The 22,610-nt window shown below is 73.2% G+C and carries 21 protein-coding genes; 7 read left to right on the top strand and 14 right to left on the bottom strand.

Annotated elements, in window-relative coordinates:
* The first annotated feature begins 57 nt into the window (after positions 1–57).
* On the top strand, positions 58–735 hold the full coding sequence (locus tag BUB97_RS08435) for a YjbF family lipoprotein (RefSeq protein WP_073133588.1): 678 nt from the start codon (positions 58–60) through the stop codon (positions 733–735).
* Here BUB97_RS08435 and BUB97_RS08430 read toward each other — a convergent pair.
* From BUB97_RS08430 to BUB97_RS08405, 6 genes are all read right to left on the bottom strand, one after another.
* Positions 716–1,780, bottom strand: coding sequence for a glycosyltransferase family 4 protein (locus BUB97_RS08430; RefSeq protein WP_073133586.1), 1,065 nt, complete (start codon positions 1,778–1,780; stop codon positions 716–718). The genes BUB97_RS08435 and BUB97_RS08430 overlap by 20 nt on opposite strands.
* Positions 1,780–2,529 (bottom strand): FkbM family methyltransferase, encoded by a 750-nt coding sequence (locus BUB97_RS08425; protein WP_073133584.1) that lies wholly within the window; start codon positions 2,527–2,529, stop codon positions 1,780–1,782. Before BUB97_RS08425 ends, BUB97_RS08430 begins: the two co-directional genes overlap by 1 nt.
* On the bottom strand, positions 2,526–3,356 hold the full coding sequence (locus tag BUB97_RS08420) for a VOC family protein (protein WP_073133582.1): 831 nt from the start codon (positions 3,354–3,356) through the stop codon (positions 2,526–2,528). The genes BUB97_RS08425 and BUB97_RS08420 overlap by 4 nt, the downstream gene beginning before the upstream one ends.
* An 11-nt stretch (positions 3,357–3,367) precedes the next feature.
* Complete coding sequence (locus BUB97_RS08415) at positions 3,368–4,054, bottom strand: glutathione S-transferase family protein (RefSeq protein ID WP_073133579.1); 687 nt, start codon at positions 4,052–4,054, stop codon at positions 3,368–3,370.
* Positions 4,047–5,066, bottom strand: coding sequence for an NAD(P)/FAD-dependent oxidoreductase (locus BUB97_RS08410; RefSeq protein ID WP_073133577.1), 1,020 nt, complete (start codon positions 5,064–5,066; stop codon positions 4,047–4,049). The genes BUB97_RS08415 and BUB97_RS08410 overlap by 8 nt, the downstream gene beginning before the upstream one ends.
* A gap of 148 nt (positions 5,067–5,214) precedes the next feature.
* On the bottom strand, positions 5,215–5,394 hold the full coding sequence (locus tag BUB97_RS08405; protein WP_073133574.1) for a hypothetical protein: 180 nt from the start codon (positions 5,392–5,394) through the stop codon (positions 5,215–5,217).
* 137 nt (positions 5,395–5,531) lie between these two features.
* Between BUB97_RS08405 and tsaE the strand changes: the two genes are divergently transcribed.
* From tsaE to addA, 5 genes are read left to right on the top strand one after another with little or no spacing between them, the layout of a single operon-like run.
* Positions 5,532–6,011, top strand: coding sequence for a tRNA (adenosine(37)-N6)-threonylcarbamoyltransferase complex ATPase subunit type 1 TsaE (gene tsaE, locus BUB97_RS08400; RefSeq protein WP_073133572.1), 480 nt, complete (start codon positions 5,532–5,534; stop codon positions 6,009–6,011).
* Entirely contained in the window at positions 6,008–7,033 is a 1,026-nt protein-coding gene (locus BUB97_RS08395) for an aminoglycoside phosphotransferase family protein (protein WP_073133570.1), read from the top strand. Before tsaE ends, BUB97_RS08395 begins: the two co-directional genes overlap by 4 nt.
* The gene (locus BUB97_RS08390; protein ID WP_073133568.1) at positions 7,030–7,755 is read left to right on the top strand and encodes a nucleotidyltransferase family protein; all 726 of its coding nucleotides are present in this window, start codon (positions 7,030–7,032) and stop codon (positions 7,753–7,755) included. The genes BUB97_RS08395 and BUB97_RS08390 overlap by 4 nt, the downstream gene beginning before the upstream one ends.
* A 46-nt stretch (positions 7,756–7,801) precedes the next feature.
* A complete protein-coding gene (gene addB / locus BUB97_RS08385) occupies positions 7,802–10,789 on the top strand; it encodes a double-strand break repair protein AddB (RefSeq protein ID WP_073133566.1) in 2,988 nt (995 codons plus the stop codon).
* On the top strand, positions 10,786–14,232 hold the full coding sequence (gene addA, locus BUB97_RS08380) for a double-strand break repair helicase AddA (RefSeq protein WP_073133564.1): 3,447 nt from the start codon (positions 10,786–10,788) through the stop codon (positions 14,230–14,232). Before addB ends, addA begins: the two co-directional genes overlap by 4 nt.
* 18 nt (positions 14,233–14,250) lie before the next feature.
* On the opposite strand, the gene BUB97_RS08375 is transcribed toward addA, so the two are convergent.
* From BUB97_RS08375 to BUB97_RS26150, 3 genes are all read right to left on the bottom strand, one after another.
* On the bottom strand, positions 14,251–15,507 hold the full coding sequence (locus BUB97_RS08375; RefSeq protein WP_073133562.1) for an RNA polymerase sigma factor: 1,257 nt from the start codon (positions 15,505–15,507) through the stop codon (positions 14,251–14,253).
* Between the two features lie 27 nt (positions 15,508–15,534).
* On the bottom strand, positions 15,535–15,960 hold the full coding sequence (locus BUB97_RS08370; protein WP_245818236.1) for a YciI family protein: 426 nt from the start codon (positions 15,958–15,960) through the stop codon (positions 15,535–15,537).
* A gap of 109 nt (positions 15,961–16,069) precedes the next feature.
* A complete protein-coding gene (locus tag BUB97_RS26150; protein WP_175562589.1) occupies positions 16,070–16,225 on the bottom strand; it encodes a hypothetical protein in 156 nt (51 codons plus the stop codon).
* 161 nt (positions 16,226–16,386) lie between these two features.
* Here BUB97_RS26150 and BUB97_RS08365 point away from each other — a divergent pair, with 161 nt between their 5' ends.
* Positions 16,387–17,403, top strand: coding sequence for a Bug family tripartite tricarboxylate transporter substrate binding protein (locus BUB97_RS08365; RefSeq protein WP_073133560.1), 1,017 nt, complete (start codon positions 16,387–16,389; stop codon positions 17,401–17,403).
* Positions 17,404–17,445: 42 nt separating this feature from the next.
* Here the strand turns inward: BUB97_RS08365 and BUB97_RS08360 are convergent, their stop codons facing one another.
* The 5 genes from BUB97_RS08360 to BUB97_RS08340 form a co-directional block, all read right to left on the bottom strand.
* Positions 17,446–19,107, bottom strand: coding sequence for a histidine kinase famiy protein (locus BUB97_RS08360; RefSeq protein WP_277614025.1), 1,662 nt, complete (start codon positions 19,105–19,107; stop codon positions 17,446–17,448).
* Between the two features lie 184 nt (positions 19,108–19,291).
* Entirely contained in the window at positions 19,292–19,990 is a 699-nt protein-coding gene (locus BUB97_RS08355; protein ID WP_073133558.1) for a class I SAM-dependent methyltransferase, read from the bottom strand.
* Between the two features lie 125 nt (positions 19,991–20,115).
* Complete coding sequence (gene rnd, locus BUB97_RS08350; RefSeq protein WP_073133556.1) at positions 20,116–21,324, bottom strand: ribonuclease D; 1,209 nt, start codon at positions 21,322–21,324, stop codon at positions 20,116–20,118.
* Positions 21,325–21,430: 106 nt separating this feature from the next.
* Positions 21,431–22,150 (bottom strand): LrgB family protein, encoded by a 720-nt coding sequence (locus tag BUB97_RS08345; protein WP_073133554.1) that lies wholly within the window; start codon positions 22,148–22,150, stop codon positions 21,431–21,433.
* A complete protein-coding gene (locus BUB97_RS08340; RefSeq protein WP_073133552.1) occupies positions 22,147–22,518 on the bottom strand; it encodes a CidA/LrgA family protein in 372 nt (123 codons plus the stop codon). The genes BUB97_RS08345 and BUB97_RS08340 overlap by 4 nt, the downstream gene beginning before the upstream one ends.
* Positions 22,519–22,610: the final 92 nt, after the last annotated feature.

Raw genomic sequence — 22,610 nt, 5'->3', positions numbered from 1 at the left:
GATGGCATCACGATTCAGTGATGCGTTCGGGCCTGCCTGCCCCTATCCTCATCCGCGATGCGCCGCCTGCCCCTCCTGCTCCTTCTCCTCCCCGCCGCCTGCGGGATGCCGGACATGGCCGAGCTGGGCCGTTCGGCCGAGAACGCGCTCCGGGCCAGCGTCTTTCTGCCGCCCATCCAGGACGGCCTGCCGCCGCGCCGCTACGACCCGCCCGCAGGCGTGCTGGAGGAGGTGGAGGTCGGCGTCACGAGTGGCCCGACCCTGCTCGTCACCTATGGCACCCAGCGGAAGGTGATGACGATGATCCAGGGCAATGGCGAGCAGCGCATGTGGCGCTCCGATGATGGCACGGTGCTGGCGACCGATGGCGCGCGGGTGGTGGCGACAGCCGGCACGGCCACCAACCTGGCCGCCACGCGCTTCGACAGCCCGGACCCGCTGGACGACGTGACCGCCCTGGCCGAGCGGCCGGCGATGGCCCGCCGGGTGGTGGACCTCTCCCCGTCGAGCAGGGACCCCGGCCGGATGCGCTTCGGCGTGGCGCTGGAATGCCGGATGAAGGCCGCCCGTGTGCCGGAGGGGCTGTTCGTGGAGGAGCGTTGCGGCGGCGGCGCCCGCTTCGTGAACCGCTACTGGGCCGATGCGGAAACCGGGGCCGTCTGGCGCTCCGAGCAATGGGTGGGGATGGAGGACCGCCCCATGACCATCGAGGTGGTCAGCCCGCCCGCCAACTGAGCCCGGCCCGCCGCACGCGGCGCGCGACATAGGCCAGCCAGAGAAGCTGGATGGCGAGCGGCGGCAGCACGATCAGCGGCTTCACCGCGGGTGCCAGATGCGGGAAGGCGAGGGCGAGCGCCGCCTGGAACAGCACGAAGGCGCCGTGGATGGCGGCCACCCGGTGCACCGAAAGGCCGGAGCGCTGGGCCATCTGGTAGAGATGCGTCCGGTGCGGCGTGCTCGGCCGCTCCCCCATGGCGATCCGGCGGGCGAGGGTGAAGCCCGTGTCGAAGAGATGCGCGAAGAGCAGCAGCGGCACGATCAGGAAGGAGAGCTGCGCCGTGTCGAAGCGCGCGCAGGCCACCGCCAGCACGGCCATGACGAAGCCGAGGAACTGGCTTCCCACATCGCCCATGAAGATGCGCGCGGGATGGATGTTGAAGGGCAGGTAGCCGACCAGCCCGGCCGTGAGGAACAGCGCCGCCGCATAGACGAACCAGGCCTCCTGCCCCGCCGCGATGATGCAGAGCGAGGCGCAGGCGACCAGCAGCGACCCGCCGACCAGCCCGTCCATCCCATCCATGAAGTTCACGGCATTGGTGCAGGCCACGATCCAGAACAGCGTCAGCAGCGGACCCGCGATGCCGAGATCCACCACCCCGATCCAGGGCAGAGCGAGGCGCGTCACCACCAGCCCGCTGGCCATGGCGACCAGCGCGGCGCCAGCCTGGGCGGCCAGCTTCACCACGAAGCGGAAGTCGCGAAGGTCGTCCGCCAGCGCCACGCCCGCGATGGCGAGGGCCGCGAGGATGGTGCCGACGAATTCCGGATCGGCGATGCGCGCGAAGCGCGCCGTGCCGTAGAGCACCACCATCCCCGCCACGAAGGCGGCGACGATGCCCAGCCCCCCGCCCTTGGGCGTGGGCACCTTATGCGCGGTGGCCGCGCGCCGGGCCGGGTCGTCCAGCATGGGATAGGCGATCATCAGCCGGACCACGGCGGCGGAGAGCAGGGCCAGCAGCGCGGCGAAGCCGAGATGCGGGACGAAGGCCTCGAAGCGCATCAGGGCATGACCCGCGCCGGGTCGAGGCTGGCATAGACATCCCCGCTGTTCGCGGCGTGGGGCAGGCTCTCGATCCAGTCCCGCATCGCCTCGGCCTCCACCGGGGCTGGCAGGGCGAAGGACAGCGTCTCGCCGAGCGAGGCGTTGAAGCGGTAGGGGCCCAGGGCCGCGAGCCGGGCTAGGCATTCGGCCGCGACGCCGCGCTGGATGGTGGTGAACTCGAAGGAGAGGGCGCGCGGCGCGAAGGAGAGGCCGGCCAGGGCCTCGGCCTCGTAGCCCTCCACGTCCAGCTTGATGAAATGCGGGGTGCCGTGGGTCAGCGCCAGCGCGTCCAGGGTGGTGACGGGGCAGGCGATCTCCCGGTCCCAGCGTTGGCCCTCCCAGCCCGGCGCGCCATCGGCGGCGGCCACGAAGGCGTCCGAGGCCGTGGCGACGGTGGGGTTGCCCGTGTTCAGCCGCAGCACGGCCTCGCCCGGTGCCGCGCCGACCAGGGCGGAGACGATCGCCACCGCCTCGTCCTGGCGGAACAGCCAGCGCAGCAGCCGGAGCAGGCGGGGCTGGGGCTCGACCGCGAGGGCGGTGGCGCCCAGGCGGCGGAAGCTCGCCGTGCGGTCGCCGACATGGGCGCCGATATCGAAGCCCAGCTCCCCGGGCCCGAGGAACCGCGTGAGGAAGCGGTCCAGCGCCTCGTCCCGGCCTGGGGCGTAATAGGTCTCGATGGAGCGCCGCAGGGCGCTGGGTCGCCTCATGCCGAGAAGACCACCGCGCAGCCTGCCGCCTCTTCGGGTGGGACCATCACGCCGGCCGGAACCTCCACGCGCATCACGCCCGACAGGGCGGCCCGCGTCGCCGCGGGGTCGGCGACGCCGACCACCATGCCCATCACCGCGGGCAGGACGGGGGGGCGGACCCCCGGGAGGATTTCGGCGGCCACTGCGGGCGAGAGCATCCGCACCACGGCGCCATCCGGCAGCGGCAGGGCGAAGCCGCCGGCCGGGTCGGGCTCCAGCGGCAGGCCGGCGAGGCGGGAGAGCCGCGCGGCGCTTTCGGCCGGGCTGTCCGAAACGATGATGGCGGCGCGCAATTCCGTGGCGCCGTTCGGGTGCTGCATCCAACGCTCCTGCCAGATCGCCTCGGGCGTCAGGTGACGCACGAGCTGCACCCGCCCTTCCGGGGCCTCGGGCAACGGCAGGCGCTCGAAGCGCGCGACCGGGCCGCCGGGCTCCACGGGGCGGGACAGGGGGGCGATGCCCGGAATCTCCAGGCCCGCCCGCCGCAACCGTTCCAGGTTCCCCTGCGAATCGGTCATTCCCAGGGCAAGGATGCGCGTGCCCTCGAAGCGGTCGAGCATCGCGCCCAGCCCATTATCCGGCAGGGCCGGGTCGAGGATGGCCAGGAGCTCGATATAGCCGCGCCGGAGCATGGCACAGCGATTGGCGGTGCCGAGCGGCTCATCGCCGCGCGACTGCCGGGCGATGGGCGTCAGCGCGAAGCCGAGCCGCTCATAGGTGTCCCACAACGCCGCCGCATCGCGCGAGCAGACGCCGAGATGGTCGAGGCCGGAGGCCGTGCGCATCGGCCGGTCGCTCAGGCGGCGGGCCCGGCCTCGTAATGCGGCAGCAGCCACTCCTCAGGCTCCCGCGCCGCCTCGTCATACCAGCGGGCCACCAGCGGATGCGCGCGCACCGCCTGCACATAGGCCTTGCTGCGCGGCGAGATGGCGGGGCCATAGGTGATCAGCCGGGCGACGACCGGCGCATACATCGTATCCGCCACGCCCATGGCGGCGCCGTGCAGGAAGGGCCCGCCGGTGGCGTCCAGGCATTGCGCCCAGACCGTCTCGATGCGGGCGATATCGGCCAGCGCGTCGGGCGTCGCGCCGCGGCCGGTGAAGTCCCGGCCCAGATTCATCGGCATCGCCATGCGCAGGCCCCGGAAGCCCGCATGCATCTCCGCGGCCGCACTGCGCAGCAGGGCGCGCGGAATGCGGTCCTCCGGCCAGAGGGCGGGCGCGAATTCCGCGCAGTACTCGGCGATGGCCAGGCTCTCCCAGATCCGGGCACCCTTGTGCTCGAGATAGGGAACGAGTCCGGCGGGGGTGGCCGCCTTGATGGCCTTGGTCCCGCCGCCCCCGGCAAGCGGGATCAGCACCTCCTCCACATCCAGCCCGGCAAGATGCACCGCCAGCCAGCCGCGCAGCGACCAGGACGAGTAGCGCTTCGTCCCGATGACGAGCCTGCCGTCCACCCCTTGCTCAGCCCCTTGCTCAGCCATGCGCCGGAACCCCCTTGGAGGTGGAATACTCGAAATGCAGCGCCTCGCCCGGATGGACGCGGGGATGGATGGCATGCGCCGCCATCGCGGCCTCGGAGAAGCCCTGCAGGATCAGCTTGAGCTTGCCGGGGTAGGTCGCGACATCACCTATGGCAAAGATGCCGGGGCGCGAGGTCTCGCAGGTGGCGGGCGCCACGGTCACGTGGCTGCGCTCCATGCCGAGGCCCCATTCGGCGATCGGCCCCAGCTCCATGGAAAGGCCGAAGAAGGCGAGGAGGTGGTCCGCCTCCACGTCGCGCTCCTCTCCCTTCAGCGTGGCCAGGGTGACATGGGTGAGCGTGCTGCCGTCGCCCTTCAGCCCGTGCAGCTGGTAGGGGATGGCCAGCTCCAGCTCGCCCTTGGCGGCGGCGGCATCCATCTGGGCGGCGCTTTCCGGCGCGGCGCGGAACTTGGGGCGGCGGTGCACCACCGTCACCTTCGCCGCGATCTCCTTGAGCGAGAGCGCCCAGTCCACCGCCGAATCGCCACCGCCCGCGATGACCACCCGCTTGCCGCGGAAGTCCTCCCGGCGGGAGACCATGTAGCGAACGGCCCCCGAGGCCTCGTAGCGCTCCAGCTCCTCCAGCGGCGGGCGGTTCGGGCCGAAGGCGCCGGCCCCGGCGGCGAGGATCACGGCCTTGGCGCGCACGCTGTCACCCTGGCTGGTACCGAGGATGAAATCGCCATCCTCCTCCAGCAGCCGCTCCACCCGGCGGCCCAGGAGGTAGATGGGGGAGAAGGGCTGGGCCTGCTTCTCCAGCTGGTCGATCAGGTCGGCGCCGGCGATGCGGGGATGGGCCGGGATGTCGAAGATCGGCTTCTCCGGATAGAGGGCCGAGCACTGGCCGCCGATGGCCTCCAGCGCGTCGATCACCACGCATTTCATCCGGAGCATGCCGCATTCGAACACGGCGAAGAGCCCGGCGGGGCCTGCGCCGATGATGGCGACATCGGTCTCGATATGCGCGGTCATGGGTGCGGCGCGTCCCCGTCAGCGGTCAGGGGAGGCGTGATACAGCGCGTTTCCAGGGGGGGGAAGGCGGGGGAGGCCGCGGGGGGACGCGGCGCTTCCCCCGGAACCCCCCCTTTCGGTTGGGGGAGGCGGGCCTCCCCCGGCACCGTCAGTTCGGCCGCACCCGGTCCACCGCCCGGTCCACGGCCCGCCCGGTCGCCTCGACCGGCCCGCTCGGCGGGTCCACCGTGTCGCGCACGCGCTCGCCGAAGCTACGGTCGTTGCCCGTGCAGGCGGCCAGGGTGGCAAGGAGCAGCATCGGCATCAGGGCCGCGCGGACGAGACGCATGGTGGGGGATCCCTCTCTGTGGCGGCGGCGCTCCGGCCGCCCATGCCGTGCTAACCAGAGGGGGGCGGCGGGGTTTCGCCCGCTTGCCCCCGGCCCGCTTGCCCCGCCCGGGGGCGGGAGGGCAGATTGGGGCGCCCATGACCGCCCCGATCACCTTTTCCCTGCCCGACGAGGCGGCGACCGGCGCGCTTGCTGCCCGCGCCGCCCGGCTGGCCCGCCCCGGGGACGCCATCCTGCTCGATGGCCCGCTCGGCGCCGGGAAGTCCGCCTTCGCCCGGGCCTTCCTCCGCGCGGCGGCGGGCGATCCGGGGCTGGAGGTGCCGTCGCCGACCTTCACCCTGGTGCAGTCCTATGAGCTGCCGGGCGTCACCGCCCATCACATGGACCTCTACCGGCTGGAGGGGCCCGATGCCCTGGCGGAGCTGGGCTGGGAGGAGGCGCGGGACGGGATCGTGCTGGTGGAATGGCCGGACCGGCTCGGCCGCTACGCCCCGCGCGACGCGCTGCGCGTCACCCTCGCCCCGGCCGAGGCGCCAGAGGGACGAGGGGAGGCCCGATCTGTCACCCTGGCGGGCTGGGACGATGCCCGCCTGAACGCCCTGGCGGCCCTCGCATGAGCCCTGATCTCTTCCTCGCCGCCCATGGCTATGCCGCGGCGGCCCGCGCGCCGCTTCCGGGCGATGCCGGGCATCGCCGCTATCTCCGCCTGACCGGCGGGCCACGCCCGGCGCTGCTGATGGACGGCTCCGGCGCGGCGGCCGTGGGCCTGCCCTCGGCCGAGGCCGACCTTCGCGCCTTCATGGCCATTGCCGCCCATCTCCGCCGCCTCGGCCTCTCGGCGCCCGAGGTGCTGGCGGCCGACCCGCCGGCCGGCCTGCTGCTGCTGGAGGACCTGGGCGAGCCCACCCATGCCACGCTGCTGGATGCGGGGGCCGAGCCGATGCCGCTCTACCTCGCCGCGGCCGAGACGCTGGCGGCGCTGCATGCCGCCCCGCCGCCGCCCGGCCTGCCGGCCTGGGAGGGCGAGGCCATGGCCCGCGCCACCGCCGCCACCTTCCTGGACTGGTGGTGGCCCGCCGCCCTGGGCGCGGAGCCCACGGGGGCCCAGCGGGCCGCGTTCCAGGCCGCCATGCGCGCCATGCTCGCCCCGTTCGAGGGGGCGGGCTCCTTCGTCCACCGGGACTATTTCCCCGCCAATCTCCTGCCCTTGCCGGGCCGCCCGGGGCCGGCCTCGGTCGGGATCATCGACTTCCAGGATGCCGGGCAGGGCCACCCCGCCTATGACCTGGTGAGCCTGCTGCAGGATGCGCGGCGCGACGTGCCGCCGGCGGTGCGGCAGGCCGCCACCGCCCGATACCTCGCCGCCCGCCCCGGGCTGGACCGGGAGGCGTTCGAGGCCGCCACGGCGGCCATGGCTGCCCAGCGGCATTTGCGGGTCGCGGCGCTCTGGGTGCGTCTGGACCGGCGCGACAAGAAGCCGCACTACCTCCGCCACGGCCCGCGCTGCTGGCGCCTGCTGGACGAGGCGCTGCGGCACCCGGCCACGGCGCCGCTCGCGGCCTTTCTCGACGAACACGTGCCGCGCAGGCTGCGCGCCAATCCCCAAGGGGCCAATCCCCAGATGGAACCCGCCGCATGATCCGCCCCACCCATGGCATGGTGCTGGCGGCCGGGCTCGGGACGCGGATGCGCCCGCTGACCGAGGCCGCGCCGAAGCCCCTCCTCGCGCTCCGCGGCCGGTCCCTGCTGGACCATGCGCTGGACCGGCTGGCCGATTCCGGGATGCGGGAGGTGGTGGTGAACGCCCACCACCTCGCCCCGCAGATCGTCGCCGCCTGCGAGGGGCGGACGGAGCCCCGCTGCCAGGTGGTGGTGGAGCCGGAGCTGCTGGAAACCGGCGGCGGCATCCGCAACGCCCTGCCGCTGCTGGGGCCCGCGCCCTTCGCCGTGGTGAATGGCGACGCCTATTGGCTCGATGGCCCGGTGCCCGCGCTGCGCCGCCTCGCCGCCGCCTTCGACGAGGAGCGGATGGACGGGCTGTTGCTGATGGCCCGCTCTGCCACGGTGGAAGGCGAGGTGGGGCTGGGCGACTTCCTGCTCGACCCGCTCGGCCGCCTGCGCCGGCCGAAGGAGCGGGAGATTGCCCCCTACATCTATGCGGGGGTGCAGATCCTCCACCCTCGCCTGCTGGATGGGACCCAGGCCGGCCGCTTCGGCCTCATGGGCCCCTGGATGCGCGCCATCGAGGCGGGGCGGCTCTACGGCCTCGTGCATGACGGCGCCTGGTTCCACCTTTCCACCCCGCCGGACCTGCAACGGGCCGAGGAAATTCTGGACAAGGGGCTGGTGAAGCTGTTCTAGCGCTGTTCTCCGGGCGGGGGCCCGGGAAGCAGGGGAGGGGCGCGGGTTGAGGCTGTACGAAATCCCGGCCCATCGCCCGTTCCTGGATGACCTGGCCTATGGCGTGCTCGCCATGGCGCAGGACCCGGACGACCCGGCGGCGCTGGCCCGCACCACCATCCTCCTCCCCACCCGGCGCGCGGCCCGCTCCCTGCGCGAAGCCTTCCTGCGCGCCTCCGGCAAGCCCGCCCTGCTGCTGCCGCGCCTGCGCGCCCTGGCCGGCCTCTCCACCGAGGATGCGGAGGAGCTGTCCCTCCCGGCCCTGCTCGACGAGCCGCCTGCCGTCGATCCCGCCCGGCGGCTGGCGGTGCTGACCGAGATGGTAATGCGCCTGCCGCCGCATTTCGGCGGCCCCGGCAGCCCGGACCAAGCCTGGCGCCTGGCGCTGGAACTGGCGACCCTGCTGGACGAGATGGCGCTGGAGGGCTGCGACCCGGAGCGCCTGCCCGAGCTCGTCACCGGCGATCTCGCGAAGCACTGGGAGATCACCCACACCTTCCTCGGCGGCGTCATCCGCTCCTGGCACGCCTGGCTGGAGGAACAGGGGCTGTCCGATATCGGCGCCCGGCGCGTGGCCGCGCTGCGCGCCCAGGCGGCGGCGTGGGCGGACAACCCGCCGGCCGACCCCGTCATCGCCGCCGGCATCGGCGTCGGCGGCACCATCCCCGCCGCGACCGAGCTGCTGCGCCAGATCGCCCGCATGGAGAAGGGCGCGGTCGTGCTGCACGGCGCCGGGGAGGAAATGGAGGCGGAGCTGTGGGAGGTGCTGCGCGGCGCGCACAGCCACCCGCTGAACGGCACCGCCCGCCTGCTGCGCGGCATGGATGCCACGGCGGAGGACATGCGCCCCTGGCCCTATCGCGCGCCGGATGCGCCCGCGCCCAACGAGGCCCGCGCCGCGCTGCTGGCCCGCGCCCTGCGGCCGGAGGACGCGATCGCCTGCTGGCAGGAGCGCGAGCCGGAGCGCTGGCGCCCCTCGCTGAACGGGCTGGATCTTCTCGTCGCGCCCGACGAGGCCGGAGAGGCCGCCGCCATCGCCCTGCTGCTGCGGGAAGCCCTGGAGACGCCGGGCGCGCGCGCCGCGCTGGTGACGCCGGACCGCGACCTCGCCCGCCGGGTCTCGGTGGAGCTGCTGCGCCACGGCATCCTCGCCGACGACTCCGCCGGCCAGCCGCTGGGCATGACGCCCGCCGGCGCCTTCCTGCGCCTGATCGGGCGGATGGTGGAGGAGGAATTCGCCCCCGTCCCGCTGCTCGCCTGCCTGAAGCACCCGCTCTGCGCGGGCGGTATGGTGCGGTCGAGCTGGATGCAGGCGGTGCGCGAGCTGGAGCGCTACGCCCTGCGCGGCCCGCGCCCCGGCGCCGGGCTGGACGGGCTGCGCCGTGCCGCCGAGGCGATCCGCCACGAGCAGCCGCGCGAGCGCGTGCGGGCGATGCTGGATGCGCTGGAGGCGGCGCTGGGCAACTTCCGCGCGTTGGAGCGGGCGGTGCGCCCACCGGCCGACCTGCTGGCCGACCATCTCTCCGCGGCCGAGGCGCTGGCCTCCACGGATGAGGACCCGGGCGGGCTGCGCCTCTACCGCGGGGAGGAAGGCGAGCCGCTGGCGGTGCATCTGGCCAGCCTGGAGCCCGCGATGCGGGCCCTGCCGCCGCTGGAAGCCGCCGCCTGGCCCGCGCTGTTCGACGCGCTGCTGGAAGGCCCTCTCGCCCCCGGCGTGCGCACGATGCGGGGGCGCAAGGGCGCGTCGCATCCACGCGTGCAGATCCTCGGCCTGCTGGAAGCGCGGCTTCAGAGCTTCGACCGCGTGGTGCTGGGCGCGCTGGAGGAAAGCGTCTGGCCGCTGGCCACCGATCCCGGCGCCTGGATGAGCCGCCCGATGCGCTCGCAATTCGGCCTGCCCGCGCCCGAGGCGCGCATCGGGCGCGTCTGCGCGGACTTCCTGCTCTCCGCGCTGTCCGCGCCGCGCGCCACGCTGTCCCGCGCGCGCAAGCGCGGCGGCTCGCCCACTGTCGCCGCGCGCTGGCTGACGCGGATCGAGACCTTCCTCAACGGGCAGGGGCTGGGCGGGCTGGAAACCTCGCCCGCGACGGGCTGGGCCGGGCTGCTCGACATGCCCGAACGCCCGCTTCCCTGCGCGCGCCCCGCGCCCTCGCCCCCCGCGGCGCTGCGCCCACGCCGGATCAGCGTCACCGATGTGTGGCTGCTGAAATCCGACCCCTATGCCTGGTATGCCAAGCGCATCCTGAAGCTGCGCCCGCTGGATGATCTGGATGCCGAGGCGGATGCGGCGGAATACGGCAACATCGTCCACCACATGGTCTCGCGCTGGCTTCATCTCTGCGACGGCGATCCGCATTGCCTCGACGCGGTGGAGCACTTCGCGCAGGCGACGGAGGAGGCGCTGGCCGAGTTCGCGCCGCGCCCGGGCCTCGTCGCCTATTGGCTCCCGCGCCTCGCGCGCATCGCCGAATTCGTGCTGGAGGAGGAGCGCAAGCGCGACGACGTGGCGCGGCGGCACTCCGAGATCACCGGCGCGATCGACCTGCCCTGCGGCGTCCGCCTGGAAGGCCGCGCGGACCGCGTGGACGTGCTGAAGGACGGCCGCCTCGTCCTGATCGACCTCAAGACCGGCGCGCCGCCCAGCAATGCCGAGATGGCCGATGGCCGCGCGCCGCAGATGCCGCTGGAAGCCGCCATCGCCGCGCGCGGCGGCTTCGCGGGCATCCCCGCCTCCGAGGTCTCCGAGCTGGAGCACTGGCATGTCTCGGGCGGCTACGAAGCCGGGGCGGCGGTGCGCTTTCGTCCGAAGGATTCCACCCTGCCCGAGGTGAGCGAGGAGGCCTTCGAGGCGCTGAACGGACTGGTGCAGGACTTCCTGCTCGGCGAGCGTCCCTTCCTCGCCCGCCCGCATCCCGCGCGCGCGCCGAAGGGCGACGAGTACGACCATCTGTCGCGCATCGCCGAATGGGGCGGCGCGGGTGAGGGCGACGCGTGAACGAAGCCGTTTCCGCGCGCCAGCGCGCCTATGTCGCGCAGCAGATGGCGTCCGACCCGCGCATCTCCGCCTGGGTGGGCGCCTCCGCCGGTTCGGGCAAGACGAAGGTCCTGACCGACCGCGTGCTGCGCCTTCTCCTGCGCGAGGACACGCAGCCCGGCCGCATCCTCTGCCTCACCTTCACCAAGGCGGCGGCGGCGGAGATGGCCACGCGCCTCGCGCTGCGTCTGGGCCAGTGGTCCGTGCTGCCCGAGGACCGGCTGCGCGCCGCGCTGGAGGACCTGACCGGGCACCCGCCAACGCGGGCGGAGGTGGAGACGGCGCGCCGCCTCTTCTGCCGCGTGCTTGAGCAGCCGGGCGGGATGCGGATCGCCACCATCCACGCCTTCTGCCAGTCCCTTCTCCGCAGCTTCCCGCTGGAGGCGCGCCTGCCGCCCGCCTTCACCCTGCTGGAGGAGGCCGACAGCGCCACCCTGCTGGCCGAGGCGCGCGAGGCCGCACTGGCCGGGCGCGCCATTCCGGAGGAGGCGCTGGCCGGCCTGGCCCGCCTCGTCTCCGCCGACAGCCTGGCCAAGGCGCTGCGCGAGCTGGTGGGCAAGCGCGAGCGCCTGCGCCCGCTGCTGGAGCGCGCGGATGGCTGCGACCCCGTGCTGCGCGAATGCCTGGAGATTCCGGATGGCGAGACGGAGGACGGCATCCCCGCCGACATCGTCTGCCCGCCGGATTCCTTCCGCGAAGCTCTCGCCACCCTTCTCCAGCACAAGAACAAGGTGCCCCGGGAAACCGCGGCCTCGTTGCTCGCGCTGCTGTCGGAACCGGAGCCGGCGCGGGCCGAGCGCTGGGCCTCGTGGCAGACGCTGCTCTTCACCGGCGAGGGCAAGCCGCGCGCTGCGCTGGTGAAGGAGGATGCCTTCGCGCGGGAGATCGCGCGGGTGGAGGGCATTCTCGCCCGCTGGACCTCCCACCGGCTGATGGGCGCGACCGGCTCGCTCCTCTCCGCCGCTCGCCCGGTGCTGGAGGACTACAAGTCCCGCAAGCAGCGCCGCGGCGCGCTGGATTTCGACGACCTGATCCACCGCGCCCAGGCGCTGCTGCGTGACCCCGGCTCCGCCTGGGTGCTGTTCAAGCTCGATGGCGGCCTCGACCACCTGCTGCTGGACGAGGCGCAGGACACCAACCCCGCGCAATGGGGCATCGCCCAGGCGCTGGCCGAGGAGTTCTTCTCCGGCAACGGCACGCAGGAGGCGGGGCAGCGCACCCTCTTCGTCGTGGGCGACGAGAAGCAGAGCATCTTCGGCTTCCAGGGCGCCGATGCACGCGGCTTCGCCGAATGGGAGACGCGCTTCGACAATCAGGTGACGCGCGGCGGCGCGGTGTTCGAGCGTGTGCCGCTCACCGTCTCCTTCCGCTCCTGCGCGCCCGTGCTCGCGCTGGTCGATCAGGTCTTCGCGGAGGGCGAGGCGCGGCGCGGCGTGGTGCGGGACGGCGTGTCGCTGCAGCATTCGGCCGACCGCGCCGGCCATGCGGGCCGGGTGGAGATCTGGCCCCTGCTGGAGCAGGCCGGGGCAGATGCGCCCGAGCCGTGGGTGGTGCCGCGCGAGCCCGTGGCGGCGCAGGACGCCGAGGCGCTGCTGGCCGAGGCCATCGCCGCGCGCATCGCCCGCATGATCGTGGAGGAGACGCTGCCCGCGCGCGGCGACCGCCCGATCCGCCCCGGGGACATCATGGTGCTGGTCCGCCGCCGCACCCGGCTGATCGAGCTGCTGGTGCGCCAGCTGAAGCAGCGCGGCATTCCCGTCGGCGGCGTGGACCGCATGGTGCTGGTGGAGCAGATCGCGGTGCGCGACATGCTCGCCCTCTGCGACGTGCTGCTGCTGCCCGAGGACGACCTGGCGCTGGCCGCGCTGCTGAAGTCGCCCCTGGTCGGGATGTCGGAGGAGGACCTCTTCGCCCTGGCGCATGGGCGCGAGGGCCCGCTCTGGCATGTCCTCATCAAGCGCCGGGACGAGAAGTCGCCGATCGGCCAGGCCGCCGCCTGGATCGCGGCGCTGGCCGACCGGGCGGACCTAGTCACGCCCCATGCGCTGCTCTCCGAGGTGCTGGGCGAGCATGGCGGGCGCGCGAAGCTGCTGGCGCGGCTGGGCGCCGAGGCGGCCGAGGCGCTGGACGAGCTGCTTTCCGCCGCGCTGCGCCATGAGAACCGCCACGCCCCCTCCCTCCAGGGTTTCGTGCAATGGCTCCGCCGGGGCGGCGCCGAGGTGAAGCGCGAGATGGAGAACGCGGCGGATGCCATCCGCATCATGACCGCGCATGGCTCCAAGGGCCTGCAGGCGCCCGTCGTCATCATCCCCGATATCGGCCGCGGCGGCGCGCGCGACACGCTGCTCTGGAGCGGTGCCGCGCAGACCGGCGCCAACGCGCCCGACATCCCCCTCTGGGCGCCGCGCCGCGAGTTCCAGGCCACGCCCTGGACCCGTGCCCGGGATGCCCGCGCCCAGGCGGATGCGGAGGAGGAGAACCGGCTTCTCTACGTGGCGCTCACCCGCGCGGAGGACCGGCTGATCGTCTGCGGCCTCGCCCCGCGCCGCGCGCCCGCCCATCCCACCTGGCACGCGCTGGTGAGGGCCGGCGTGCTGCGCGGGCTGGAAAAGGGGGAGGCCGGCTTCGCGCCCATGTCCTTCGACCCCACCCGCCTCGGCCTGCCCGAGGGCTGCGGCTTCGGGGAGGAGGGCTGGGAGATCACCTGCGCGCAGGAGGCCGAGCCGCGCCCGGACCCGCCGGCGCTGCGCGCCGAGGCTGCCATCCTGCCGCACTGGGCCAGCATCCCCGCCCCGGCCGAGGCGAGCGCCGACCCCATCGCCCCCTCACGGCTGGAGGGCGAGGCCGAGCAGCCCGTTGCCGCCCCGCATGGCGCCGGCGACCCCGGCGGCCGCCGCTTCCGCCGGGGCCTGCTGATCCATGGCCTGCTCCAGCACCTGCCGGAGCACGACGAATCCCGCTGGGAGGAACTGGCCCGCCGCCACCTCGCCCGCCCAGGCCATGGCCTCGATCCATCGGAGAGGGAGGCGACGCTCGCCGAGACTCTGGCCGTGCTGCGCCACCCCGCCCTGGAAGGGGCCTTCGGCCCGGCCAGCCTGGCCGAGGCCCCCCTGGCCGGGGTGGTGGACGGCATCCCCATCGCCGGCCAGGTGGACCGGCTGCTCATCGCGCCCGACCGCGTGCTGGTGCTGGACTACAAGACCAACCGCCCCCCGCCCTCAGAGGTGGCGAAGGTGCCGCCCGCCTATCTGCGCCAGATGGCGGCCTATCGCGCCGTGCTGCGGGCCGCCTGGCCCGGGCGCCGGGTGGAATGCGCACTCGTCTGGACTTGGTCCGGCCATGTCATGCCGTTGCCCGACGCGGCGCTGGACCCCCACGCGCCCGGGGCCGCGGCGCGGGGCTGACCCGGCCTGCGGGCCCGCTCAGCCGCAGGCTGCCGCGCGGCGCAGCAGGAAAGCCCGCTCACGTCCGTTGCGGGTGAGGGTGGCCGCGCGCTCAAAGGCCGCCCGCGCCTCCGCCAGGCGGCCGCACCGGAACAGAAAATCCCCCCGTGCCGCCGGAAGGGGCGCGTAGCTGCGCAGTGCGGGCACCGTCTCCAGGGCATCGATCAGCCTGAGGCCGGCCTCGGGACCGAAGGCCATGCTGTGTGCCACCGCGCGGTTCAGCTCGACCACGGGCGACGGCATGACCTCGCCGAGCCGGTCGTAGAGGGCCGCGATCCGTGGCCAGTCCGTTTCCTCCGCGCGCCGGGCCCGCGCATGGCAGGCGGCGACCGCGGCCTGCAGCGCATAGGGTCCCTCCGCCCCGCCCAGCGTTTCCGCACGCGCGAGCGCCACTAGGCCGCGGCGGATGAGGAGACGGTCCCATCGCCCGCGCTTCTGCTCGGTGATCGGGATGAGGGCGCCGTCCGGCCCGGTGCGCGCCGCGAGGCGCGAAGCCTGGATTTCCATCAGCGCGAGAAGGCCATGGACCTCCGGCTCCTCCGGCAGCAGGGCGGCGAGGATGCGGCCCAGGCGCTGCGCCTCGGCGCAGAGCGCCGGGCGGGTCAGGTCCTCCCCTGCCGTGGCGGCGTAACCCTCGTTGAAGACGAGGTAGAGAACCTCGAGCACCGAGGCGAGGCGGGCCTTCCGTTCCGCCCCGCGTGGCACGGCGAAGCTCAGGCTTGCCTCGCCCAGCGTCCTCTTCGCGCGGACGATCCGCTGGGCAATGGTCGGCTCATGCGCGAGGAAGGCGCGGGCAATCTCCTCCGTCGTCAGCCCGCCGATCAGGCGCAGCGTCAGGGCCGCGCGCGCCTCGGGCGAGAGGAGCGGGTGGCAGGCTGCGAAGATCAGGCCCAGCAACTCGTCGCCGATGTCGTCGTCCATGGCGTTCTCGATCGCCTCGGCACCCGCCGTGCTCTCCGCCTCCAGCATCAGGCCGAGCTCGGCATGCCGTCGCGCCAGCATCCGGCTGCGGCGAAACCCGTCGATGGCGCGGCGCCGGGCCGTGGCGGCGAGCCAGGCTCCGGGGTTCCGTGGAACGCCGCTGCGCGGCCATTCGGCCAGGGCCGCCAGCAGGGCATCCTGCGCCAGCTCCTCGGCAAGGCCGACATCCCGCACCAACCGGGCCAGGCCACCGATCAGCCTGGCCCGCTCGATCCTGAACACCGCCTCGATGGCCGGGTGGGCCTCGTTCGTCATGTCCGCGGGACAGGGGTGGGCATGGCCTCAGCGCCCGGCCGTCCTCTCGCGCAGCCGCTCCTCCCGCTCGGCCAGCTCCGGCGTCAACGCGGCGCCGAAATCAGACATCTCGTAAAGCGGGCGGATCTCGATCTCGCTCGGCCCGGGCATGGGGTTGGGGCAGCGCTTCACCCATTCCAGCGCCTCGGCCATGTCCTTGACCTCCCACAGCCAGAAGCCGGCGACCAGTTCCCGCGTCTCGGTGAAGGGACCGTCGATGATGGTGCGGCCCGGGCCGTCGAAGGCGACACGCTTGCCCCGGGAGGAAGGCTTCAGCCCCTCGCCGGCCAGCATGATGCCGGCCTGGACCAACTCCTCGTTGAACCGGCCCATCGCTTCCAGCATCTCGGTCGAGGGCAGGAGCCCCGCTTCGCTGTCTTCGGTGGCCTTCACCATGACCATCACGCGCATCATCGATCTCCTCTCGTCCGGCGGGCCAAGGACGGCCCGCTTGTCATCACGACGAGCGGGCCGAGGCCGGATCGACATCCGGCTCGAAGTTTTTTTCACCAGCTGGCGACGGCTAGTCCTCCCGCAGCGTCGAGATCGGGTCGCTGGCCGGGAAGGTCTCCGCCAGCGCCTCGTCCAGCGCCGCGTCCCTCTTCTCTTTCTCCGCGTCCGTGACGGGGGGAGCGGGCGGCTTGGGGGATTCCTCCTGCGGCTTGGCGGGATCGGGCATCGGGCGCCTCCTGGCGGGTGTGCGGGCCAGACTAGCCAGCCCTGGTCCCGCGCCGCATCCCATGTCCGCGCCGTGGTGTCCCCGTCTTGTCGGTTCTCCCCATGTCGTGAGATGCAAAGGCGGAACGGCCCGCGTGAGGCGGGCCGCGAGGGAACACCAGGATGATCACCCGCCGCATGCTCGGCCTGGCCACGCTCGGCCTGCCGCTGCTCAACCCCGCCGCCGCCCAGACCTCCGCGGCCCCGCCGGCGGGCACCCCCCAGGCGGGCACCCCCCAGGCGGGCTTCCCGGAACGCCCCGTCACCCTCGTCGTGCCCTGGGCCGCCGGCGGCTCCACTGATGCGGTGGCGCGCATCCTCGCGGCGCGGCTGAGCCAGGACACGGGCAAGTCCTTCGTCATCGACAACCGCGCCGGCGCGAACGGCACGATCGGCTTCACCTCCGTCGCCCGCGCCCGGCCGGATGGCTACACGCTGCTGGTGGGCACCATCAGCACCTATGCCATGGCGCCGCACCTGTACCAGCTGCCCTATGACAACGAGCGTGCCTTCACGGGCGTGGGGCTGATCGCGGCGCAGCCCATGATCCTCGTCGTTCCGAAGAATTCCCCGGCGCGCAGCCTCGCGGAGTTCGTGGCGCTGGCGAAGCGGCCGGACAGCACGATGACCTATGCCAATTCCGGCACGGGCAGCTCCACCCATCTCGCCACCGAGCTGTTCCTCCAGGCCGCCGGCATCCGGATGACCGATGTGGGCTACCGCGCCGGCGCGCAGGCCGTGCAGGGCACCTTGCAGGGCGAGGTCTCCATGGTGATCCAGGCCGCGTCCGGCCTGCTGCCGCTGATCCAGTCCGGCGAGCTGCGCGCGCTCGCCATCTCCTCGCGTGAGCGGAGCCCGGTGGCGCCGGAGATCCCGACCTTCCGCGAGCAGGGCTTCCCCGATTACGAGGCGGTGGAGCACATCGCCATCCTCGCCCCGGCGGGAACGCCCGCCCCGGTCGTCGCCCGCATGAACGAGCTGGCGCGGGCCGCCATGACCGCGCCCGAGACGCGCGAGCGCCTCGCCGCACTGGCGGTGACGCCGGAGACGCAGCGGCCGGAGGAATGGGCGGCCTACAACGCCGCCGAGAATGCGAAGTGGCGCGAGGTCATCCGCACCCGCGACATCAAGGTGCAGTAGCGCGGCTCCCACCCGGCCTGGCGCGGCCAGGCCGGGTGGGGCTCACCCCACGCCGGTCGGCCCGTCCAGCACGATCCGCACGCGGCGGGCGAGTTCCGCGCGGCCATAGGGCTTGTTGATCAGGTCGAACTCCGTGCCGCCCACCTCGTCGCGGTTGAGCGAATCATCGGCATAGCCGGTGGTCAGCAGCACCTTCAGGCGCGGGCGGTGGCGGCGGGCCTCGCGCGCCAGCATTACGCCGTTCATCCCCCCGGGCATGATGAGGTCGGTGAAGAGCATGTCGAGCGGGCGGTCGCCGGCGATGATGCGCATCGCCTCCTGCCCGTCATGCGCGAGATGCACCGTGTAGCCGAACTCCTCCAGGATGGCGCGGGCCAGCTCCGCCACCTCCGTCCGGTCGTCCACCACCAGGATCGTCTCCGTGCCCGGGCGCTCCGAGGCGCGGGGGGAGTGGGGGCGCGGCGCCACCTCGTCCTCCGCCTGGGGGAAGTAGAGATGGACCGTGGTTCCCTCGCCCGGGCTGCTCTCGATCCGGGCCGTGCCGCCGGACTGGCGGGCGAAGCCATAGACCATGGACAGGCCGAGCCCGGTGCCGCGCCCTTCCTCCTTGGTGGTGAAGAAGGGCTCCATCACCCGGTTCAGGATGTCGGGCGGCATGCCGCTGCCATTGTCGCTGACGCAGATCGAGACGTAGCGCCCGGGCTCCAGGCGCCCGGCCAGCTCGTGATCCCCCGGCTCCACCGTAACGGAGCGGGTGGCGATGCGGACCACGCCGTCGCTACGGCCGGCCAGCGCGTCGCGCGCGTTGATGAGGATGTTCAGCAGAGCGACCTCGGCCTGGGTCGTGTCCAGGCGGCAGGGGCCGAGCCGCGGCTCGAGGTCGAGATGCAGCGCTACGCCTTCGCCCAGCGTGCGGACCGCCATCTCGCGCATGCCATCAGCCAGGGCGTTGAGGTTGACCGTGCGCCCCTCCAGCCGCTGCTTGCGGGAGAAGGCGAGCAGCTGCTGCGTCAGGGTCGCCGCGCGGTCGGCGGCGGCGCGTGCGGCGCCGAGGCTGCGCTGAAGCCGCACCCGGTCCGGCTCGGGGCGGGAGAGGCCACTGTCGATCAGGTCGAGATAGCCGCGCATCACCTGCAGCAGGTTGTTGAAGTCATGCGCGATGCCGCCGGTGAGTTGCCCCAGAGCTTCCATCTTCTGCGCCTGGCGCAGGGATTCCTCAGCGTCGCGGCGGCGGCTGACATCCAGCTGGGAGGCGAAGAAGTAGATCAGCTCGCCCTCGTGGTTCAACACCGGCGAGATGAAGAGCGCGTTCCAGAAGGTGGAGCCGTTCCGGCGATAGTTCAGGATCTCGGTCGCGATCTCGCGCCGGCTCTCGACCGCGCGGCGCACCTCGGCCACCGTTTCGCGGTCCGTCTCCGGGCCCTGCAGGAAGCGGCAGTTGCGGCCCACGATCTCCGACCGCTCATAGCCCGTCATCCGCAGGAAGGCCTGGTTCGCGAAGGCAATCGGATTGTCCGGCTTGTTCGGGTCCGTGACGATCATCGGCATCCGCGTCATCTCGACGGCGGCGAAGAAGACGTCCGAATGGGTGTCCGTCACGCCGCTGCCCGCACCGCCGCGCACCGTCGGGCGGCTGTTCGGGTCGGACTGGTCCATCACGTCATCGATCGGGTCGCCGGGTGTCGGTTCGGCGTCTTCGTTCATTCGGCAGTCCGGCGGCGTCGAGAGGCAACCACCCCGCGCAGATCGTCCTGCGAGGTCGATCCGCAAGGGTACGGGTCAGGGTCCAAGGCCGGGCGGCCGATCACGCTTTCCGGCGCGGGGTGGCACGACCTGGGAAGGCAGAGGCCAGGGGCACGCGCCTTCGTAACCGGCCAGCCACAGAAGTTCAGGCGGCCAGAGCCTGGACGGCCCTCGCGTTGCGCACCTGCACGAGGGTGAACAACCCGGCCGGCGGGCAGGCCTCCAGGCTCTCCACCTCGGCCTCGCCGTCCAGCAGGTCCGAGAGGGCGAAATCCGGGTGCCAGCCCAGCACGCGCGAAAGGGGGGCCATGGTGCGCTCCACCCACCAGCGCGGCCCATCCTGCGCGGCGAAATGGTTCACGAAGAGCAGCTGCCCGCCCGGGCGCACCACCCGCGACATCTCGGCGAAGAGCGCCCGGGCATTGGGCACCACGCTGGCGGTGAACATGGCCACCGCCACGTCGAAGGAGCCGTCGGCGAAGGCCATCCGCTCGGCATCCATCTCCACCAGCCCCTCGACATGGGTCAGACCCTCGGCCGCCACGCGCTCGCGCGCCTTCTCCAGCATCTCGCGGGAAAGGTCGACGCCCACCACGCGCTTGTCCCGGCGGTAGCGGGGCAGGGCCAGGCCGGTGCCCACCCCCACCTCCAGCACGCGGGTGCCGGGCAGGCGGTTCACCGCCGCCACGGCGCGCTTGCGGCCGAAGGAGGAGACGCCGCCGAACACCGCGTCATAGACCCCGGCCCAGCGGCGATAGGCGTCCCGCACCGCCCCCGCGTCCAGCACCGCGCGCTTGTGGTCCCGTGCGGGATCGGCGGTCAGGTCGGGCAAGGTCCGCGACATGTTTCGTTCAGGATCCAGTGAAGGGGCCGATCAGGGGCGCTAGACTACGGGCCGCCGCCGCGCAAGCGCGGCAGTGCGGCCCGAGGCTTCAATCCACGGGGAGGGCCGGGGTTGCAAGGGTTGCTTCAGCCCGCCGCGGCCTGTGGCGCGGCGGCGGGGCGGATCAGCCGCACGCGGCGGCCCTCCACGCCCAGGGCCAGGTCGCCGTCGCGCAGCGCCAGGGCATCGGCCCCGAACACCTTGCGGCGCCAGCCCTGCAGCGCGGGCAGGTCGCCCGGCGCGTCGGTCGCCAGCCGGTCGATCTCGTCCGAGCTCGCCAGCAGGCGGGGCGCCACCTGGTGCTCCTCGGCCTTGGCGGCCAGCAGCACCTTCAGCAGGGCGACGAGGGCCGGGGAGGGGGAAGGGCCGGCCCGCTCGCGCGGCGCCTCGGGCAGCTCGGAATCCGGCAGGGCCTTCGCCGCCTCGATGGCCTGGATGAGGGAGGCGCCGGACTTCCCCCGGGCGAAGCCCTCGGTCACGCCGCGGGCGCGGGCCAGGGCGCTGGGCTCGGTGGGGGCGGTGGCGGCCACCTCCAGCAGGGATTCGTCGCGCAGCAGGCGCTGGCGCGGGATGTTCACCCGCTGCGCCTCCCGCTCCCGCCAGGCCGCGATGGCGCGCAGCGTGCCGAGGAAGCGGCGGTTGTTCGTGCGGGGCCGCAGCTTCTCCCAGGCGGTATCGGGGTCGGTGCCATAGGTGGCGGGCTCGGTCAGGGCCGCCATCTCCTCGGCCACCCAGTCCAGCCGCCCCTCCCGGTCCAGCCGGTCTCGCAGCGCCACGTAGATACGGCGCAGATGCGTTACATCCGCCGCCGCATAGGCGATCTGGGCGGGGGAGAGGGGGCGGGCCGACCAGTCGCTGAAGCGATGGGCCTTGTCGATCTGGGCATTGGCCAGGGCGCGGGCGAGGCTGTCATAGCTCGCCTGGTCGCCGAAGCCGGCCACCATGGCCGCGATCTGCGTGTCGAACAGGGGCTGCGGCGTCTGGCCGAAGCGGAGGAGGAAGATCTCCACATCCTGCCGGCAGGCGTGGAAGACCTTCACCACCTGCTCATCCGCCAGCAGGGCGCCCAGGGGGGATAGGTCCAGCCCCGGGGCCAGCGCATCCACCACCGCCGTGTCCTGGCTGCCGCCGAGCTGCACCACGCAGAGCTCGGGCCAGTAGGTCCGCTCCCGCATGAACTCGGTGTCCACGGTCACGAAGGGCTCCTGGCGCAACCGCTCGCAAAGCGGGACCAGCTCCTCGGTGGTGGTGATCAGGACGGGCTCGGGATCGGCAACGGCCGGGCGGCGGGACATGGGGCGGGGGTTTAGCCGTGGAACGCGCGCGTCACAAATCCCGGGTCGTGCATTGCTGGCGCGCGGAGCCTGCCACCCGGTCCACTCCCCCTGCTCACGTGGCGCCCTAAAGCAGCGCCCGGAGCACGAGCGGCGCCAGGATGGCGCTCAGCAGCGCGTTCAGCGCCATGGCGATCCCGGCGAAGGTGCCGGCCACCGGGTTCACATGGAAGGCCCGGGCCGTGCCCAGCCCATGCGCCGCCAGCCCCGCCGCGAAGCCACGGGCGCGCATGTCCGTCATCCGCAGCGCCTCCATCAGCGGCGTGACCGTCACCGCCCCGATGGCCCCGGTGAGGATCACCAGCACCGCCGCCAGGGCGGGGTCGCCCCCCAGCCCCTCGGCGATGCCCATGGCGATTCCGGCCGTGACCGATTTCGGCGCCAGCGAGGCCAGCACCGGCCCCGGCACGCCCAGCGCCTTGGCGATCAGCAGCGCGGAGCCCATCGCCGCCAGCGACCCCGCCAGCAGCGCCGCCCCCATGGGCAGGATGGCGCGCAGCACCGTCCGCCGGTTGCGGTAGAGCGGGACCGCCAGGGCGACGGTGGCCGGTCCGATGAGGAAATGGACGAACTGCGCGCCCTCGAAATAGGTGCGGTAGGGCGTGCCGGTGGCGAAGAGCACCCCGGCGGTCAGCACCACGGCGATGAGCATGGGGTTGGCCAGCGGGTGGCGCCGCAGCGCGGCCGAGATCCGGTCCGCCACCACGTAGGAGAGCAGCGTGACCGTCAGCCAGAGCAGCGGCGTACGGGAGAGATAGACCCAGAGGCTGAAATCCGCGTCGCTCATGCCGCCTCTCCCCGCTGGCCCAGCCGGGCCACGCCGACGAAGACCAGCACGGTCACGGCCAGGCCGATGAGGGTGGAGACCACGAGGGCGACGGCCAGGCCCAGCCAATGCGCCGCCAGCACGTCCAGCCGGTTCACCACCCCCACCCCGGCCGGCACGAAGAGGAAGGCGAGGTTCACCAGCAGCCCGTCGGCGGGCCCGGTGACGAACCGGGTATCGACCGGGTCGGCCAGCAGGTCGTTCCCCAGCAGGAGAACCAGCAGGAAGACCATGCCCACCACGGGGCCGGGCAGGGGCCAGCCGGTGCCATGCACCAGCGCCTCCCCCAGGAGCTGGCATAAGAGGATGAGGGCGGCGCCAGGAATCATGGGCCGGGGTTTAGCGAGGATCGTGCCGGCCCGGGGGACGCAATCTGCGGAACCGGTCATGCCCGGCGGAGAGGTGATCGGCCCCTGCCTTC

Origin of the sequence: Muricoccus roseus (assembly GCF_900141905.1) — a bacterium.
Taxonomy (GTDB): domain Bacteria; phylum Pseudomonadota; class Alphaproteobacteria; order Acetobacterales; family Acetobacteraceae; genus Roseomonas; species Roseomonas rosea.
This window is presented reverse-complemented; position numbering and strand designations above follow the sequence as displayed.